The organism is Collinsella sp. AM09-41 (genome assembly GCF_003473245.1).
Classification (GTDB): Bacteria; Actinomycetota; Coriobacteriia; order Coriobacteriales; family Coriobacteriaceae; genus Collinsella.
In genome coordinates, this window is the sequence record NZ_QRMJ01000006.1 from 1 (window position 1) to 18236 (window position 18236).

Genomic DNA, 18236 nt, shown 5'->3' on the forward strand with positions numbered 1-18236 from the left:
ACGGCAACCGGCTCCAGCTCTATGCCGGCAACGGTACCGCCGCGCAGTCCTGGAGTTTCAAATCGAAGCATTAGCTCTTGTCTAGTTGTTTTTAGATCTCTTTTAGACCCCTCAAGTCATCGTCTATTTGGTTGTAAAATAGGGCATTCTTCTAATAACTGAGGATGCCCTCATTTTGTAAATCTGTATTTCAAGGAGCTGGAATTGAATCGCACTCTTAACGATTGGTTGGTCGAGCTCGAAGGTAGTCTTGAAGACTGGGAGATTTCCGCCCTTAACGACAGGTCGTATCTCGACGACTGTTTTGCATGCAATTTGTCATTCGGCACGGGCGGTATTCGCGGTTTGATGGGCGTTGGCCCTAACAGGATGAATGCGGTTACCATTGGAAGGGCGACGCAGGGGGTTGCATCTTATCTAAATCATGCTTCAAAGTCGAATCGCTCATCTGTAGCGATTGCCTATGACACGAGAATCCATAGCCATGATTTTGCGGTTAAAACCGCATGCGTCTTGGCAGGTAATAACATTGAGTGCCATTTGTTTAAGACATATCAACCAACTCCTCTGCTGAGCTATGCTGTGAGAAAGTTGGGGTGCGATGCAGGCATCTGTATTACCGCATCGCATAATCCTATGGAATACAATGGTTATAAGGTTTATGGCCACACCGGAGATCAGGCAACCGATTCTCTTGCTAAAAGTATCCAGTCTCAAATTGAGCTTGTTGACCCGTTTGATGATGTGCATGAGATTTCATTCGATGCTGCTTTGAAGTCCGGAATCGTTCGCTGGATCCCAAATTCGCTAATTGAATCATACTGGGGTGATGTCTTAGACGAGATTGCGCTCCGTGACTGCTCTAATCTTAGCGTGGCCTATTCGCCTCTCGGCGGAACGGGCCTCCGTCATGCAATTAAAATGTTTGATTATCTTGGCATCGACTACCATCTTGTTGAATCGCAGCGTATAGATGACGGTACCTTCCCCGGAATTCCGAAGCCTAATCCAGAAAATGCCTCTGCTATGGAGGAAGGCATCGCGCTTGCCCAAGATTGTGGTGCAGATCTGTTTCTTGCGACGGACCCGGATGCCGATCGCCTCGGCGTCGCCGCAAGAGAAGCTGGCTCCGTGAAGTTGCTTTCCGGCAATGAGCTTGGATTACTTCTGTTAGATTATTTGGCAGCCAATAATAGCCTAAATAATCCTTTAGCCGTTACATCTATTGTCTCTGATCCTCTTGCAGATTCAATTGCGCTGAACTATGGAATTGAGCTCCGTAGAACTCTCACTGGTTTTAAATATGTCGGTGAGCAAATCGACTCTCTCGAGGCGAAGGGCGAAGCCAATCGGTTCATGTTTGGCTTCGAAGAGAGCTGTGGATACCTTAAGGGCTCTTATGTTCGAGATAAAGATGGCATTAATGCGGTTGCGCTGACCTGCGAAATGGCTTCTTTTTATAAGCGTAAGGGCATGACCTTGTTTGATGCTCTCGAAGATCTATATGCTCGCTTTGGATACTCGCTTAACAAGCAGATTAATTGGACGCTGGAAGGAACCAAAGGTAATAACATAATTAACTATGTGGTTAATAGTTTTAGGAATTCTGCCCTCGCCAGCATAGGTGGTTTTAAGGTGGAGCACATTAATGACTATAGCCATGGTATTTTTGGTCCATCTATTCGCAATGGGCACAGATGTTTGAGCGATGAAATACTCCCGCCATCTAATGTAATTGAATTATGTTTAGAGGGGGAAGCAAAGGTGATACTTCGTCCTTCCGGAACTGAGCCGAAGCTCAAAGTTTATGTCTTTGCAAGGGGAGATTCGAAAATAGATTGCCGTAATTCATTGGATGAGCTTGTAAGTAACGTATCTGCACTTGTTGACGATAGGATTAAACAAGTGAGTGAAAAGAATATTCATGTAATTCTGCTTTCTGGCGGATCGGGGACTCGTCTTTGGCCCCTATCGAACTCTGCAAGATCGAAACAGTTTTTAAAGGTTCTGAGAGATCAGAATGGCAACCATATCTCCATGGTTCAACGCGTCTATTCGCAGATTTGCAAAGTCGATGCCACAATCGATATTACTATTGCTACAAGTTCCGTGCAGGCTGATAGTCTATCGATGCAAATTCCGAGCCAATATTCGCTGGTTACTGAGCCTGAAAGACGAGATACCGCACCTGCCATCATGCTTGCGTGCGCAAATTTGTTGTTAGAACAAGGGGCTTCCGATGATGACCCCGTTGTCGTAATGCCAATTGACACTTTTGCCGACCAAGCTTATTACGACAAAATTCCTCAGTTAGCCAAGGCGATTACCGCCTCCAATAAAGATCTTATTTTGCTTGGAGTGGAACCAACCTATCCTTCTGAGAAATACGGTTATATCCTTCCGGCAGAATCAGAGAAAGATGGCGTGAAGGACGTTCTGTCCTTTAGGGAAAAGCCTGACGAGAAAACGGCAAAGGAATATATATCCGCAAATGCGCTCTGGAACTGTGGCGTATTTGGTTTTAAGCTCAGGTTTCTTCATGAAACAATTGAAAAGTATTACGTTCCTTCTAATTATGAAGACATGCTGTCCCACTATGGACTCTTTCCGAAAACCAGTTTTGACTATGAGATTGTTGAAAAAGCCACGAGGATTGGCGTAATTTCTTATTCCGGTACTTGGAAAGACTTGGGAACATGGAATACGCTCACGGATGAAATGGACGCTGCTGTTTCGGGGGAAGCATCCGTCGACTGGAATACGTGTAACAACGTTCATGTTATCAATGAGACAAGCCTGCCGATGGTTATTGCTGGACTAAGTGATTCTGTTGTAGTTGCTACCCAGGATGGCATTCTTGTTTCAGGTAAGGAGGAGAGTGCCCATATAAAGGAGCTTGTCTCGTCGGCTGCCCGTGACTGTCCAATGGTTGAATCGTCATCGTGGGGGCGTTATAGCGTATTGGATTCCCATCAGTCGGCTGGTCAATCAAAGGGTGAAATTAAAAGAATCCAGGTAAAACAATCGGAGTCAATTGACTGCGCTTCTCTGACTAACGTCTATTCGTGTTTAGTCGTGGCTGACGGAACTGGATATTTAGAGACGGACAATCGAGAGATTGAACTGCATCCTGGCGTTTCCTTTGTTTACGACCACGATACTAGTTATAAAATCAATGCAATTTCCGATTTGGATTTAGTTTGCGTTGAGATTAAACAGACCGTTTAAATTAGTAAAGGGCATCGATTGATGAACTCAAAAGTTCTAGTAATAATTCCTGCATACAATGAGTCGGCTAATATTGTTAAGACCGTTCAATCGGTTTCCGATTGCGGTTACGACTACGTTGTTATCAATGACGGGTCAACCGATAATACCTTTGATGTTTGTTTAGAGCATCATATAAATGTTATCGATCTACCACAGAATTTAGGTATTGGTGGTGCGGTGCAGGCTGGCCATAAATACGCTCTTAAATACGGGTATGATATTGACGTTCAAGTTGATGGTGACGGCCAGCATGACCCGGCATATATCCATGACCTAATTGAAGAAATGGAAATGTCCAATAGTGACCTTGTTATAGGCTCTCGCTTCAAGGTTAAAACCGACGGCTTCCAATCGACTCTTATGAGGAGAATTGGAATAATGTGGTTTACTTTCTTTTTAAAGCTGCTTACAGGGAAAACTGTCACAGATCCTACATCAGGTTTTCGTGCTTCCGGCAAGAAGGCCATCAAGTTATTTTCTCAGCACTATCCCATTGACTATCCTGAGCCAGAGTCTATTGCGTACGCGTTGTCAAACGGGTTATTGGTGGGCGAGGTCTCTGTGATAATGAAAGAGAGACAAGGCGGTGTCTCATCCATCGGTGGCTTCTCGAGCGTTTACTACATGATAAAAGTTACCCTATCGGTGGCTATTTCTTGGTTTTCATCTCATTCAAAGTAGGATTTCTTATGACGACAAGATTGTTAGCAATTATCACCGTTCTCGTACTTGCTTTCTACGTGCTCATGTTGATTCGTAAAGAGAAGCTCGAGTTGAAGTATGCGTTGCTGTGGTTTGTCCTTTCTATTATTTTGATTCTGTTTGCTTGCTTTCCCTCAGTGCTAACGTTTCTTTCTTTTAGCCTTGGCTTCGAGCTCACTTCTAATTTTCTATTCTTTATCGCTATCTTTTTTCTCCTTTTACAGGTTCTCTCTCTGAGCTCTACAGTTAGCAAACAACAACAGGCGATCAAGAATCTATCTCAAGCTCTTGCCTTGCTTAAGCATCAGCTTGATAACGGAAATGGTGGATGTAATGATGACGAGCTATAAGATTCCTCTGTATTTAGATAATTTGGTCTTTAGTTTGCAGAAGACCGGCGGAGGATCCATTTATTGGGAAAGCATCGTCAAGGCTGCGCTTCTAGATACATCGTTCGATGTCACCATCTTTGAACGAAATGACTCTCGACAAAATGAAGTTAGAAATAAAATGTCGCTTGAGGGCGCGAAGCGTATTATTCAAAGCGAATCGCCTCTTCGCGTTGATGAGTTTAAAAAACTAGATATTCCCGAAGATGGCTTGTTGCACTCATCGTATTTTCGTGTTCCAAAATCGTCAAACATTAAAAACGTTTGTACGGTTCATGATTTTATTTGCATGAATCAGTATCAAGGTCTTCTTAAAGCCGTTTCCTTTTATCAGATAAAGAAGGCGGCGTTAAAAGCTAGCGGTATTATTTGCATCTCGGAGAGCACACGTCGAGATTTGCTCAACTATATACCCGAAGCGAATTCGAAGCAGATCGAGATCATTCATCAAGGCTATGATGATTCTTCCTATAACTATGACCCTAATCTGAAAAGAGAAAATGCCGTTTGTTTTATCGGCAATCGTAAATCTGCATATAAGAATTTCGAGTTAGCCGTTAAGGCTGTCGCAAGGGTTCCGCAAGTAGAGTTGCGAATTATTGGTGCTTCGCTAAATGATGACGAGCGCAATTTGCTTGATGAGATGATACCAGGTAGATTTACAAACTACGTTTATCCTTCAGCCGCTGAGGTTTCAAATATCTTTAATCGTTCAATTGCCCTTCTTTATTTGTCAGAGTATGAGGGGTTTGGTATTCCAGTTCTTGAGTCCATGGCTTCAGGGCTACCTGTAATTGGGCTGAATATCAGCTCAATTCCTGAAGTTGCGGGCGATGCGGCCTTGCTGCTTAAGGAATCAAACGTTGATGGCGTCGTTGACTCGATAAACTCGCTCTTATGTGAATCATGTCTGTTCGAGCAGAAAGTTAGTCAAGGATTGAAGCGGGTCTTAGATTTCTCCTGGAGTAAAACCGCCGCAAAGACTCTTGATTATTATAAATATATCTATGGGTCGAATTATTAATAGTGGGAATTATTGGTGTTTAGAACAAACTTGACCTTATCAACAAAACAAAATATGCTCTGGAATTCAGTAGGCTGTCTAATTTATCAAGCCTGTATGTGGGCTATGACGATTGCGGTCGTAATCTTTTCAAATGATTACGAGAATTCCGGTCGACTTGCATTTGCTATGGCTCTTGGAAATATTTATTATCCCCTTGCCACGTATAACATGAGGACTATTCAAGTTTCTGACTTAACAAACGAGTATTCTTCTGGTCAATATATTGCTTTTAGGTTTTTCACTGTATTTGCTGGTGTGATTCCTGTTTTGATATATCTCTTTTTAACATCGCCGATAACTTCTTTTTCAACCTGTTTGGCATGGTTGTTGTTTAAAGCGGATGAAGCCTTCTGCTCTGTATTTTACGCAATAGAACAGCGTGCATTGAGAATGGACTACATAGGGATTTCGCAAGGGGTTCGTGGTGTCATCTGCCTTGGCCTCTTTATTGCGTTGTTGTCCTTTGGGCTTACGCTGCCCCTTGCCTTAATTGGAATCTCTATTTGCTGTATTTTGATTACCTGGCTATTTGACTTTAGGGCTGCCAGTCAGTTCGAATCAGTTATTCCAAAAATTAATTTATCGACAATTGGTGAACTTGCTGTAAAGTTCTTTCCGGCGGTTGTGACGCTAGTCTGCTACGGATCAGTTGTTTCAATCATCAGGCAAAAATTTGGAATTGCCTATGGAGATGCTGAGCTTGGAAAATATGCCGCAATTGCAACTCCAACAGTTTTGGTTCAGGTTGCTGCGTCATACCTATATAATCCTCTTCTCGTAAATGCTGCAAAATGTTGGTCCGAGCGCGACTATCGTAAGTTTCAGCAGTTTGTAATTAGAACTCTACTCGCAATTTGCTGCATCGGTGCTGTCGCCATTTTGATGAGTGAATTAATCGGTAAGTCAGTTTTACTGCTTGTGTATGGTTCCTCAATTGAGTCCAGCGTTTACCTGCTTTCCCCGGCGTTATTCGCAACCTTAGTTACAACTTTATTTGCCTTTTCTTTTGATATATTGACTGTCATGCGTCATTTAAACATTGCCCTCATTGCTAATGTTTGCTCATTGTTGGTCGCCTTCGTAGGCTGTGGGATTCTGTTTGTGATATATGGTGCCAACGGTATCAATATTGCAGTTGTTGTTTCTTTTGGGATTGGCTTATTAATCTGTCTTATTGATTTATTCGTTACATTCCATAAAGTTAAAAGGACTCATGATGAACAGCATCTTTAACGATCTCAAACATTATTCGCTTTCCGATATCTGCAGAATGGCGTGGTCTTTTTTTCTTACCCTTGTTTGCTATCCGGGTGCTAAGCTTGTTCGTCGCCCTATTTTTATTAGGGGAAAGTCTTCATTTCACTTTGGCAAGGGATTATCTACTGGGAGAAACTGCCGAATAGAAGTATTTGAACAAGGCCTTATTACTATGGGCGATAATTGCCAAATTGGTGATAATGTGCACCTTGTATCTTCCGACTGTGTTGAAATTGGCAATGACTGCCTATTTGCTTCAAAAGTCTTTATTAGCGATACGAGCCATGGAGCATATGGATCGGATACGCCTTTATCCGTTCCAGCGGAAAGGAAGCTCATTGCTGAGGGCGTTCGTATTGGTGATCGCGTATGGCTAGGTGAGAATGTTTGCGTTCTTCCGGGAGTTTCTATTGGAGATGGGACAATTGTTGGCGCTGGAGGGGTTGTGACGCGATCTTTGCCCGATAATGTTATTGCGGTTGGTGCTCCGGCCCAACCTATTAAACGATATGATTTTGAGTCCCAGTCTTGGATTCCAATAAATTAGATGGTGATTTATGTTTACCGCTTCAGACCATAGTTTCGTTGTTTGCGCATATAAGGAGAATCCTTATATTTCGGGAACGATTCAATCCCTGATGAACCAAACAGTACGAGGAAACATTATTTTGTCCACCTCCACGCCGAGTAAATACCTTGAAGATGTTTGCTCGGAGTTTGGAATAGAGATGGTCGTCAATCCTCATCCGCATCTTGCGGGTGATGATTGGAATTATGGTTACAACTCGGCTGGTACTAAGCTCGTCACCATGGCTCATCAAGACGATTATTATGATCCGTCATTTTTGGAACGCACTATTGCCGCTTTGAATAAATACGATGAGTCCGAATCGCTCCTGTCTTTCACGGATTATTTTGAACTCCGTAATGACCAAAGGGTGTATGACAACTCTCTTCTTAAAATTAAGAGGATCATGAATTCGCCTCTGTCATCTGCCTTTCTTAATAATTCGGTGTTCTTGAAAAAAAGAATCCTTTCATTTGGCGATTCAATTTGCTGCCCTGCAGTAACTCTGGTTAAGAAAAACGTTGGGCCAAGCCCTTTCGATACCACGTTTAAAAATTCTTGTGATTATAAAACATGGGTTGATTTAGCTATGGTCAAAGGACGATTCGTCTATATTCCCGAACCGCTCGTCGGACATCGCATTTATGCTGAATCGGCAACTTCCCTAAATTTGGGTGAGGACATTCGTAAGGGCGAAGATTTCGAAATACTGTCTAGCCTTTGGCCGAAGCCTATTGCAAAAGCCGTGAATCGTGTTTATGCACTCAGCGAGAATAGTAATAATCTGTAATTGCAGACTTAAGAAAGGGTTATAGTCGTGAAAACGGTTCTTGTTACAGGCGCTAACGGGTATATCGGCAAACATGTTGTTGCTGCTCTCAATAACATGAATGTTCATGTTATTGCGGCTGACGTTAATCCATATGTCGGCGATGATGCTGATGAGACTATCTCCGCTAATATTTTGGATCCGAAGTTTTCTCCGTCGAATTATCTGTCCTGTGTTCCTGATGTCTGTTTACACCTTGCGTGGAGAAATGGGTTTAACCATAATTCGGAAACTCACATTGCCGATCTGTCCGGTCACTATAGTTTCCTTTTAAAGATGGCTGACTATGGAGTAAGGCACCTTGCCGTAATGGGTTCCATGCATGAGGTTGGCTATTGGGAGGGGGCTATTTGTGATGATACGCCCTGCAACCCACAGTCATTGTATGGGATTGCAAAAGACTGCTTAAGACGGACTATGTTTCAGGAGGCTTCCCTAAAGGGTTTCAACCTTCAGTGGCTCAGAGGTTATTATATTTTCGGCGATGATGAGGGTTCTCAGTCTGTATTCGGAAAGCTGTTGAGAGCTGCTCGTTCCGGTGAAACTACATTCCCCTTTACGACTGGTAAAAACAAATTTGATTTTTCCAGCGTTAAGGATTTGGCCTATATGATCTCGTGTGCAGTCCTGCAAGATGAGATCAACGGTATCATCAATTGCTGCTCTGGTAACCCAGTTTCCCTTGCCGCTCAAATGGAACAGTTTATTAAGGATAATGAGCTGAATATTTCGCTTGAGTACGGCGCTTTTCCCGATCGGCCATATGATTCCCCTGGAGTGTGGGGAAACGCTGATAAGATAAAAGCAATTATGGCATCCAGGAATTGCTAGAAAATACATTAGTTTTCTTCGATTGGCCTTGATATTATCTAGGCCAATCGTTGTTTAATGCTGAGTTATGGGCCCAAATGGATATCGATATGATTAAATCACTTAATGGGAAGCTGTTTCCTTGCTTTCTTATTACGCTGTTTCTGTTCTATTCCCTTTTTTGGTATTTGAATAATCCGCGAACGCTTGTCGCGCTTGTAGTGTTTGTCTCGCTTGCGATTGTTGTTGTTCTGGGTTTCTGCTACCTACGGGACAGGGATACTCTAAGAAATGAATGGATATTTCTAGCAGTACTTGTCCTTTTTTCTCTCATCTTCTGCTTTCTGTTCCCGCCTTTTTCCGTACCAGATGAGGGGCATCACTATTTTTCAACTTATTGGTTGGTTGACAGCTTGCCATTTAACTCAAGAGTGGCAGCTGATGGATCGTTTTTAGTGAGAGAAGCTGATCTGAATTTATATTCGAAACTATCGAGTAGTTTAATCAGCTCTTCTTCTTTTGATTCTATCTTTAACCATTTTTCGTGGTTTGAGTCCAGCAAATATGTCTCATTTTCAGATTTAGCTTTCTCCATCGGAGCTGAAAATGTTCCGGCAAAAATCGGCTCCGTTATCGGACTTCAAATTGGCCTACTTTTAGGGCTCGGAGCTTATCCGGTTTTCTATTTAGGTAGAATAGGCTCAATCGCCGTTTTTTGTTTCTGCGCATTTCATGCTTATAAGATTGCGCCAAAAGGCAAATCGGTAATCGTTTTCGTCTCTTTACTGCCGATGACGCTTCACCTTGCTGCTTCTTATTCATATGATTCAGGAATCATTGCTCTTTCGCTGCTCGTATTTGCTTTTTTGATGCGTGGTTTCTTTGGAGAAGATCGCTCAATTGGCATTAGGCATATTATTACGTTTTTTATCGTCTCTGCACTGCTGGCTCCGTGTAAAGTCATTTACTGCGGTTTGATTGTCATGGCCGTATTTATTCCATTGGATAAGTTTGAAGACGTAAACAAAGGACGGCTAAGCAAATATCTCTTGATATTCGTAATTGCAGCCTCCGTGCTAGTCCTGCGCCTTGCCTCTGTGAGTGGACTTGTCTCTCAGTCAACTTCCTCTAGTCGTGGAGGTGAAGCTGGGCAGTTTTATTCTTTGAATGATATCCTGCTTCACCCAAGAAATAGCTTTATGGTCTTTTGCCGCACCTTAGATTCGCTTGGTGATTTCTATTGGGAAACGACTTTGGGTTATTCCCTGGGGTGGTTCCAAGAGAACCTTCGTATGCCTACTTTTTATATGATTCCATATCTTGTCTGTGGTTTTATCTGTTGCATTGATTCTCAAGACGAGGATGCCTTTCTCAATCAGCCCCTTCCAGCTATGTTTATAGGTGCTTTTGCTGTCGCTGCGCTTGGCTCCATTGCTTCTATGTGGCTAGGGTGGACTTTCAATAATGAGAGTGTCATTCAGGGTGTTCAGGGGCGCTATTTTTTGCCTGTGCTACCTGCTTTGCTATTTGGATTGAGAAGTCGCGCAATTAAATATAGGGGGATTTCAGCTACTTTAGTTTTGCTCGGTATTTGCTCAATGAATTGTATTTATCTAATTCGCTTTATTAGTGTTGCTACCTGCATGTAGGTTGATTATGAATAGAGTTGCGTGGGTTATCTCACCTCCAGAAAAAGGCTCGGGCGGTTTTAGGACAATTTGTACTAAAGCTAGCTATTTGGATCAGCATGGTTTTGAATGTCATTTCTTCATTCTTCCTGGTTCTGAGGCATATAAGAGCTCGGGAACTGTTGCTGAACAGATTTATCTCTGGTTTGGTTACAAACCCAAATCGGTTCGAGTTGAGCACACAATACCTTGCAACTTTGACATCGCTATCGCGACCGCTTGGCCAACTGCCGAATTCGTTGCTTTTCAATCAACTCCACTTAAATTGTATTTCATTCAAGATTATGAACCTTGGTTTTATCCGATGGGGGAGTGTTATTTAAGGGCTGAAAATACCTATCGTTTAGATTTGAAGCCTATCACAATCGGACGTTGGCTTTCTTCCAAGGTCTCGCAGTATTATCCGTTGTCGGTTCCATTTTGCGATTTTGGCGTTGATTTGGAGCTATACGCTGCAAATAAGAATTATAGAGAGCCCTTCTCCGTCTGCGCCATTTATCAACCCGGCAAAGATCGGCGTCTTTCTGGCATGCTCATCAAGGCTATTGAGCTTGTATGCACTTATGATTCTCGTGTTTCATTTTATCTATACGGTAGCAATCAGAAGGTCTCTACCGATTCGGACCGGATTCATCAGTTGGGGGTTCTGACAACATCGGAATGCGCTGATTTGTATTCACGGTGCTCTGTCGGTATCTCCCTCAGCGCTAGCAATCCATCTCGTTTACCTTTCGAGATGCTTGCTTCTGGCCTTAATGTCGTTGAAGTGTTTGGAGAGAACACTGCTTACGATTTTAAGTCTAATGCTATACGCTTTTCTGAAACGAGCCCTGAGGGCATCGCCTCCGCCCTATTAAGCTCGTTAAATGAGACACAGGTTGATTGCAGCGAATTGGCCTCAATTGAGGTAGAAAATCAAATGTTTCTCGATGCTGTTTTTAATTATCAGAACAATACAGTTAAACCTAAGGGCGACACTTTGGTTGATGTAAGGACGCTTCCTGTTTCTATAAATGACGAGCTAGCTCAACTATCGCGTGACGTCGCTTTGATTAACTATAAGATTAGCGCTGATGCCCAAACTCCTGTTTGCGCAAATCATGCCTCCATTACGCTTTTCATGAATATAGACTTTGATTCTCATACATTAATACGAGCGGCTTATTGGCTCAGGTCGGATCAATCGGATTTGAAATGGATTGACTTTAACCGCAATCGCGATCAGTTGGAAATGGACATATCATTGCCTTCTCAAATCAGCAGTGAGTCCATTCTGTATATCCATCTTTATTCGTCTGATGTCATAACTAATCAATCACTATTTTTGGGTGAGATAACTCAGCTGATATCGCCTTCTGCTTCCGAATCGGTGAATGACCTAAATAGAGATATCTCGTTCGGTAAGCTTCATTTCCATGTGAACTTCAGCCAAGTAGACTCAGTTTTAGATGCGAGTAAAGATGCTTCAATAGCCTCGGTGCTAAAATCAATTTTTCGCCGTTAAAAGACATCGGGCATTGAAAGTTATTTCAATGCCCGATTATCGTAAACGACGGTTTAAAGATGGTAGTAACGATTAATTGGTTCCTCGACAGTTAAATTTGGATTCATGTATGGATCGCCTTCGACGTAGTATTTGGCCCAGCGATAATTCATGTATGCGACCTCTTTGTGGAAGCGAATCTGCTTCTCCGTATTGTTTTCAACGCCTCTAGAAATCGACTCGTAGTGATAGAGCTCGACTTCGGGTGTGTATACGATTAGGTCGTTGATCTCGCGTAGCTTTAAGCAAAAGTCAACGTCATTAAATGCAACCTGAAGCTCTTCCGTGAAACCTCCGACTTTCTCATATTCACCACGCTTGGTCATTATGCAAGCTGCAGTGACGGCGCTGAAGTCTTGTTGTGCATCGTTGAGTGCAAAGTAGCCCCAGTTATCCTTTGGCATGCTTTGGCAAAGATGTCCAGCCACGCCACCAGTGACGCATAAGCCTGCGTGCTGAATAGTGTTGTCGGGATAATAGAGTTTTGCACCAACTGCGCCAACATCCTCACGTGCGCAGATGCCAAGCATGGTCTCAATCCAATTGGGCGTAATTACCTCAGTATCGTTATTCAACAGCAAGAGATAGTTACCTTTGGCGTGAGCAACGCCAAAGTTCATGAGCTTGGAGAAATTGAATTCGTGTTCCCAAGTTGCAAGACGAACGATGTCAGGATTTTTTGCTTGCAACTTATCGTAATAATCGAACGTCGCCTTTTCCGTGCTGTTGTTTTCGATTATGACAAGCTCGTAATTGTCGTACGTTGATTTCTCAACAATTGACTTAATGCAGTTGTCCAGAATGTCGGCGTGGTCTTTAGTCGGAATGATAATCGACACGAGTGGATGGGAATCTGGCACAGCGTAGGTTACTTTATATGTAAAGGGGCGACGCGCTTGTTCGACCTTCGCATTGAGCCCAAGCCTGTCCAAATGACTCTGGACCGCTTTGATACCTGCGATAGTGGCATACGGCTTGCTATCGGCATTTGCTGCGGTGGAGGTCTCGCTTAGGCGCCAGTGATATAGAACCTTTGCAACATGATGAACTTTCCTTGCCTTTTCCACGGCGCGGAGAGTCAGATTATGATCCTGTGCTCCATCGAACTCTTTCGTGTTTGGTTCTAGAGTGTCAAGCAGAGACTTACGGATGGTAAGCATATGGCAGATATAGTTATTGTTTCTGAGCAGATCGATATTGAAATCCGGCTTAAAGAACGGCTGCGCTAGCTTCCCATCGGGCATGAGTTTATCTTCATCACAATAAAGAAGATCGACATCATTATTGTTTTCAATTGCCTCGGCATATGAGAACAGCAAGTCCGGTTCAAGAATGTCGTCATGGTCAAAGAAACAGACGAAATCACCCGAAGCGATGGCAACGCCGGCGTTCGTATTTTCGGAAATGCCCTTATTCTCGGTAAGGTTAATTGATTTAATTTTGTTGTCGTGGGCCGTCTCCTGCTCAACGCGTGCCTTCAGTTCCTGATTGTCAGGACTTGCATTAACTAGGATGAGCTCCCAGTTTGCATAAGACTGGTTTTTTACGGATTCGGCCATATCGTTAAAGAACGAAATGGGCGTGTTGTATAGAGGGACAATGATACTGAACTTCGGAGCGCAGTCGAAGACGATTTTTCTCTGCTTCTCCAAAGCGCCGATGGTTGCCTTATGCTCCGTGAACCATTCGGGGTATTCGGGGTCAAACTGCGCGTGGGTAAAGAGAAAGTTGGTCTCCTCAAGAAGCAAGCCTAATTTATCGGGCGTTAAGCAGTCAAATGCACTGAATGATGGGTGATTTTGATCGTCAATAACAAAGTAGTAACGATCGAACGCCTTTGGCATGCGAATCGAGAGCTGCGTTTCAAGTTGCTTTTTCTCGGACGTAAATCCAACGCTTGTTACATTCGAACCGAAATTGACGATGCTCAAATCAACTTCATTGAGGGCTCGATCGAGGCAACGCAGTTTGATTTTGGAGTCGCTACGATAAGGTGTTCTCACCGTGCACCTAAGGATATAGTCGCTTGAATCTTCGATGCATTGCCAAAAATCAATCGTTGCCATGTCAAACTCTGAAACGTCATCGTAGTTTCGGAGTTTGCTGCACATGTCAGGTTTAATTTTGTAGTTAAGGCGCGACTCCCATTTGATGTTCTTGCAATTTAGCGAAAGGGAGTCGCTGCTCAGGGTACGACCGTCTTGGCCGATTTCGCTAAACTCAATTTTGATGGCGCGAGCATCGGGATCGGGGATTACAAGGACGTATGAGTTCGAATCACAGCTATTGTCCCGGAATTTTAGGAGGGATAAAGGCAAGCAGCGGTTATCGTCTGTAGCCGCCTGGGCTGTTACGCTGGAGCCTTTATGGATGCCTTCAATCTTAAGCTGCTGGTAGATTTTCCAGTTTCCTCTGCATACTCCGGTTGTTTCGACTCGCATTGTTTGCCTTTCGTTTGTTGGACACTGCTCATTGTACTTTTTCATTTGTTGCCTCGCTAGAAATGCAGAAAGAGTTGCGTGTTTCTGCTGTCCGATTTAAATAAGAAGACGGGGAGGTTGCTGCCGGTGCGTATAATTTAATTAACTATGCATCTGTAATCAGCGGCTTTTGCTCAACGATTGTCAATCGAGAGGATTTTTATGAAAGGCATCATCCTCGCCGGCGGTTCCGGCACGCGCCTGTACCCGCTCACGCTCGTGACCTCCAAGCAGCTGCTGCCGGTCTACGACAAGCCCATGATCTACTACCCGCTTAGCACCCTCATGCTGGCGGGCATCCGGGACATCCTGGTCATCTCCACCTCGACGGACCTCCCCAACTTCGAGCGCCTGCTCGGGGACGGCTCGCGCTACGGCGTGAACCTCTCCTACGCCGAGCAGCCCTCGCCGGACGGCCTGGCGCAGGCGTTCACCATCGGCGAGGAGTTCATCGACGGCGGGCCGTGCGCCCTCGTGCTCGGCGACAACATCTTCTACGGCAACGGCCTGTCGCGCCACCTGACGCGCGCCGTCCAGAACGCCGAGTCGGGCCGCGCCACGGTCTTCGGCTACCACGTCGACGACCCCGAGCGCTTCGGCGTCGTGGAGTTCGATGCGCGGGGCAGGGCCGTCTCTATCGAGGAGAAGCCCGCTCAGCCCAAGAGCTCCTACGCCGTCACCGGCCTGTACTTCTACCCGGGTGATGTCGCCGCTAAGGCTCATGAGGTGCAACCCTCGGCACGCGGCGAGCTGGAGATCACCACGCTCAACCAGATGTACCTGGAGGAGGGGACGCTGTCCGTGGTGACCCTCGGCCGCGGCTACGCGTGGCTGGACACCGGCACCATGGAGAGCCTCCACGAGGCCGCGGAGTTCGTTCGCGCCGTGGAGCACTCCCAGGACCTGCCGGTCTCGGTCCCCGAGGAGATCGCCTGGGAGAACGGCTGGATCACGACCGCCGAGCTGGAGGAGGCAGCGAAGGCCTACGGCAAGTCGGTCTACGGGCAGCACCTGAAGAAGGTCGCCGCCGGCGAGATCGTCAACAGCCCGCGCGAGTACTAATTGCCTGGTGAAAGGGGATGAGTGATGACCGATATTCTGGAGCGCGATGGCCTCTCCGTCGAGCTGCTCTCATCCCTTTCTTATAAAAGCGAGCTGGGGATATCGCTTAAGAAGAACCTGCATTATTTTGATCGGGATCTTCTGCTTGCTGAGCTCTTTAAAGCTAATGAGTGGTATCAAGGCCAATCGGCATTGGTTGACTTGCCTATAATTCGTTGATTGGTGCCTTCTTGCGAATGCGCTACGAGGCTGGTTTGATTCATGATGAAGCTGAGTTCAGAAGGGAGTTGACTGATGCGCTATCTGGTTGCTAAGTGGTTTTCTAAGCAAGGTTCGCTTGTGATGGCCGTTAAACCAGGCAAGGAGCTTGTTGAGATGATGCGAAGGGTGCAGGGTCGTTTTGGCACTTCTGATCTTCAGCTCGTTACCATCAGTCGTCCTTCCGCATATGGCGAGTACGAACCGTTTGAGTTTGTCCATTCCGAAGAGCAGCTTGTGGCACGCCTTGAGCAGCAAGCTGCGTAAATAAGGAGAATAATGTCTGAGATTTTCGAACCCAAGAACATCATCGTCACGGGCGGCTGCGGCTTCATCGGCAGCAACTTCGTCCATTACGTGGTCAACAACCACCCGGACGTCCACGTGACCGTCCTGGACAAGCTGACCTACGCCGGCAACCCCGAGAACATCGCGGGCCTGCCCGAGGATAGGGTCGAGCTCGTCGTCGGCGACATCTGCGACGCAGAGCTGCTGGACCGCATCGTCCCGGGCCACGACGCGATCGTGCACTACGCCGCCGAGAGCCACAACGACAACTCCATCGCCGACCCGGAGCCCTTCCTGCGCACCAACGTGGAGGGCACCTTCCGCCTGCTGGAGGCCGTCCGCAAGCACGGTATCCGCTACCACCACGTCTCCACCGACGAGGTCTACGGCGACCTGGCGCTCGACGACCCCGCCAAGTTCACCGAGGAGACGCCGTACCACCCGAGCAGCCCGTACTCGAGCACCAAGGCCAGCTCCGACATGCTCGTGCGCGCCTGGACCCGCACCTACGGCCTGCGCACCACGATCTCCAACTGCTCCAACAACTACGGCCCCTACCAGCACGTGGAGAAGTTCATCCCCAGGCAGATCACCAACATCATCGACGGCGTGCGCCCCAAGCTCTACGGCCGCGGCGAGAACGTCCGCGACTGGATCCACACCGAGGACCACTCCAGCGCCGTCTGGGACATCCTCACCAAGGGCCGCACGGGGGAGACCTACCTCATCGGGGCAAATGGCGAGAGGGACAACATCACGGTCCTGCGCATGATCCTGGAGGCCATGGGGCGCGAACCCGAGGACTTCGACTGGGTCGCCGACCGCCCCGGCCACGACCGCCGCTACGCCATCGACTCCACCAAGCTCCAGCGCGAGCTGGGCTGGAGGCCGGCGCACACCGACTTCGCCGAGGGGCTGAAGCAGACGATCGACTGGTACGTCGAGAACGAGTCCTGGTGGCGCCCGGCCAAGGAGGCCACCGAGGCCCGCTACCGCGCGCAGGGCCAGTAGGAGGGGAGAGACATGGCAGACATCGCATTCGAGAAGGACCTCTCCGTCGCCGAGACCGGCATCGGGGGCCTCAAGGTCGTCGACCTGGCCGTCCACGGCGACTCGCGCGGCTGGTTCAAGGAGAACTGGCAGCGCGCCAAGATGTGCGCCCTGGGCATCCCGGACCTCCGCGTCGTCCAGAACAACATCTCCTACAACGACAGCCGCGGCGTCACGCGCGGCATCCATGCCGAGCCCTGGGACAAGTTCATCTCCGTGGCCCGCGGCTCGGTCTTCGGCGCATGGGTCGACCTGCGCGAGGGCAGCGCCACCTACGGGAAGGTCTACACCTGCACCCTGGACCCGTCCAAGGCCATCTACGTCCCGCGCGGCGTGGGCAACTCCTTCCAGGCGCTGGAGGACGGCACCGCCTACACCTACCTGGTGGACGCCCACTGGTCCCTCGAGCTGAAGAGGACCTACACCTTCGTGAACCTCGCCGACCCCGAGCTCGCCATCGAGTGGCCGATCCCGCTGGAGGAGGCCACCGTCTCCGAGGCCGACCTCAACCACCCGATGCTCGCCGACGTCGTCCCGATGGCGCCGAAGCGCACCCTCGTCACCGGCTGCAACGGCCAGCTGGGCCATGCGGTGCGCGCGCTCGCCGAGGAGCGCGGCGTCGCCAAGGACTTCGACTTCTGCGACATCGACACCTTCGACATGTCCGACCCGGACGCCTACTCCAAGTACGACTGGTCGCTCTACGGCACCGTCATCAACTGCGGCGCCTACACGGCCGTGGACAGGGCGGAGACCCCCGAGGGCCGCGCCATCGCCTGGAAGGCCAACGCGACCGGGCCGGCCCTGCTCGCCCGCACCTGCGCCGCGCACGGGATCACGCTCGTCCACATGTCCAGCGACTACGTCTTCGACGGCACCGCGGAGGTGCACACCGAGGACGAGCCCCTCAGCCCGCTGTCCGTCTACGGCCAGACCAAGGCAGCCGGCGACATCGCCGTGGCAGGGGGCCCCCGCC

At 47.4% G+C, this 18236-nt stretch carries 16 protein-coding genes; 15 read left to right on the forward strand and 1 reads right to left on the reverse strand.

The annotated features are described in order from the left end of the window. Positions 1-204 precede the first annotated feature (204 nt). The 10 genes from DW112_RS07490 to DW112_RS09905 all read left to right on the forward strand — a co-directional run bounded on the left by DW112_RS07490 (position 205) and on the right by DW112_RS09905 (position 12083). A complete protein-coding gene (locus tag DW112_RS07490; RefSeq protein ID WP_118328665.1) occupies positions 205-3228 on the forward strand; it encodes a sugar phosphate nucleotidyltransferase in 3024 nt (1007 codons plus the stop codon). 21 nt (positions 3229-3249) lie between these two features. Continuing rightward, a complete protein-coding gene (locus DW112_RS07495) occupies positions 3250-3951 on the forward strand; it encodes a glycosyltransferase family 2 protein (protein ID WP_118328666.1) in 702 nt (233 codons plus the stop codon). Between the two features lie 8 nt (positions 3952-3959). Next, a complete protein-coding gene (locus tag DW112_RS07500) occupies positions 3960-4322 on the forward strand; it encodes a DUF2304 domain-containing protein (RefSeq protein ID WP_118328667.1) in 363 nt (120 codons plus the stop codon). Then, positions 4306-5385: a glycosyltransferase family 1 protein gene (locus tag DW112_RS07505; protein WP_158571740.1), complete on the forward strand. Its 1080-nt coding sequence runs from the start codon at positions 4306-4308 to the stop codon at positions 5383-5385. The genes DW112_RS07500 and DW112_RS07505 overlap by 17 nt, the downstream gene beginning before the upstream one ends. Before the next feature lie 96 nt (positions 5386-5481). Continuing rightward, positions 5482-6660 (forward strand): lipopolysaccharide biosynthesis protein, encoded by a 1179-nt coding sequence (locus tag DW112_RS09900; protein WP_158571741.1) that lies wholly within the window; start codon positions 5482-5484, stop codon positions 6658-6660. After that, the gene (locus tag DW112_RS07510) at positions 6641-7231 is read left to right on the forward strand and encodes a DapH/DapD/GlmU-related protein (protein WP_199585338.1); all 591 of its coding nucleotides are present in this window, start codon (positions 6641-6643) and stop codon (positions 7229-7231) included. The genes DW112_RS09900 and DW112_RS07510 overlap by 20 nt, the downstream gene beginning before the upstream one ends. Positions 7232-7241: 10 nt before the next feature. Beyond that, positions 7242-8042: a glycosyltransferase gene (locus tag DW112_RS07515; RefSeq protein WP_118328670.1), complete on the forward strand. Its 801-nt coding sequence runs from the start codon at positions 7242-7244 to the stop codon at positions 8040-8042. A gap of 27 nt (positions 8043-8069) precedes the next feature. Further along, positions 8070-8912, forward strand: coding sequence for an NAD(P)-dependent oxidoreductase (locus DW112_RS07520; RefSeq protein WP_199585340.1), 843 nt, complete (start codon positions 8070-8072; stop codon positions 8910-8912). Between the two features lie 89 nt (positions 8913-9001). After that, positions 9002-10540, forward strand: a complete 1539-nt coding sequence (locus DW112_RS07525; RefSeq protein WP_158571742.1) for a DUF2142 domain-containing protein — start codon at positions 9002-9004, stop codon at positions 10538-10540. Between the two features lie 7 nt (positions 10541-10547). After that, positions 10548-12083 carry a glycosyltransferase family 4 protein gene (locus DW112_RS09905; protein WP_147351843.1) on the forward strand — a complete coding sequence of 512 codons (1536 nt, stop codon included), beginning with the start codon at positions 10548-10550 and terminating at the stop codon, positions 12081-12083. Between the two features lie 53 nt (positions 12084-12136). Here the strand turns inward: DW112_RS09905 and DW112_RS07535 are convergent, their stop codons facing one another. Then, positions 12137-14608 carry a glycosyltransferase gene (locus DW112_RS07535; RefSeq protein WP_118328674.1) on the reverse strand — a complete coding sequence of 824 codons (2472 nt, stop codon included), beginning with the start codon at positions 14606-14608 and terminating at the stop codon, positions 12137-12139. 156 nt (positions 14609-14764) lie between these two features. Between DW112_RS07535 and rfbA the strand changes: the two genes are divergently transcribed. The 5 genes from rfbA to DW112_RS07560 form a co-directional block, all read left to right on the forward strand. Beyond that, a complete protein-coding gene (rfbA, locus tag DW112_RS07540; protein ID WP_118328675.1) occupies positions 14765-15664 on the forward strand; it encodes a glucose-1-phosphate thymidylyltransferase RfbA in 900 nt (299 codons plus the stop codon). A 24-nt stretch (positions 15665-15688) separates the two neighbouring features. Next, positions 15689-15883, forward strand: a complete 195-nt coding sequence (locus DW112_RS07545) for a hypothetical protein (protein ID WP_118328676.1) — start codon at positions 15689-15691, stop codon at positions 15881-15883. A 75-nt stretch (positions 15884-15958) separates the two neighbouring features. Next, a complete protein-coding gene (locus tag DW112_RS07550) occupies positions 15959-16189 on the forward strand; it encodes a DUF6718 family protein (protein ID WP_199585342.1) in 231 nt (76 codons plus the stop codon). Positions 16190-16201: 12 nt separating this feature from the next. Beyond that, complete coding sequence (gene rfbB / locus DW112_RS07555) at positions 16202-17221, forward strand: dTDP-glucose 4,6-dehydratase (RefSeq protein ID WP_118328677.1); 1020 nt, start codon at positions 16202-16204, stop codon at positions 17219-17221. Between the two features lie 12 nt (positions 17222-17233). Continuing rightward, on the forward strand, positions 17234-18236 hold a 1003-nt coding region (locus DW112_RS07560; protein WP_233545891.1), incomplete at its 3' end, for a dTDP-4-dehydrorhamnose 3,5-epimerase family protein.

What these genes read in the sequence shown, in the direction of transcription:
- DW112_RS09905 (WP_147351843.1), top strand. Translation starts at nt 10,548, where the DNA reads ATGAATAGAGTTGCGTGGGTTATCTCACCTCCAGAAAAAGGCTCGGGC.
- DW112_RS07515 (WP_118328670.1), top strand. Translation starts at nt 7,242, where the DNA reads ATGTTTACCGCTTCAGACCATAGTTTCGTTGTTTGCGCATATAAGGAG.
- rfbB (WP_118328677.1), top strand. Translation starts at nt 16,202, where the DNA reads ATGTCTGAGATTTTCGAACCCAAGAACATCATCGTCACGGGCGGCTGC.
- DW112_RS07535 (WP_118328674.1), bottom strand. Translation starts at nt 14,608, where the DNA reads ATGAAAAAGTACAATGAGCAGTGTCCAACAAACGAAAGGCAAACAATG.
- DW112_RS07500 (WP_118328667.1), top strand. Translation starts at nt 3,960, where the DNA reads ATGACGACAAGATTGTTAGCAATTATCACCGTTCTCGTACTTGCTTTC.
- DW112_RS07495 (WP_118328666.1), top strand. Translation starts at nt 3,250, where the DNA reads ATGAACTCAAAAGTTCTAGTAATAATTCCTGCATACAATGAGTCGGCT.
- DW112_RS07550 (WP_199585342.1), top strand. Translation starts at nt 15,959, where the DNA reads ATGCGCTATCTGGTTGCTAAGTGGTTTTCTAAGCAAGGTTCGCTTGTG.
- DW112_RS07525 (WP_158571742.1), top strand. Translation starts at nt 9,002, where the DNA reads ATGATTAAATCACTTAATGGGAAGCTGTTTCCTTGCTTTCTTATTACG.
- DW112_RS07510 (WP_199585338.1), top strand. Translation starts at nt 6,641, where the DNA reads ATGATGAACAGCATCTTTAACGATCTCAAACATTATTCGCTTTCCGAT.
- rfbA (WP_118328675.1), top strand. Translation starts at nt 14,765, where the DNA reads ATGAAAGGCATCATCCTCGCCGGCGGTTCCGGCACGCGCCTGTACCCG.
- DW112_RS09900 (WP_158571741.1), top strand. Translation starts at nt 5,482, where the DNA reads ATGTGGGCTATGACGATTGCGGTCGTAATCTTTTCAAATGATTACGAG.
- DW112_RS07545 (WP_118328676.1), top strand. Translation starts at nt 15,689, where the DNA reads ATGACCGATATTCTGGAGCGCGATGGCCTCTCCGTCGAGCTGCTCTCA.
- DW112_RS07505 (WP_158571740.1), top strand. Translation starts at nt 4,306, where the DNA reads ATGATGACGAGCTATAAGATTCCTCTGTATTTAGATAATTTGGTCTTT.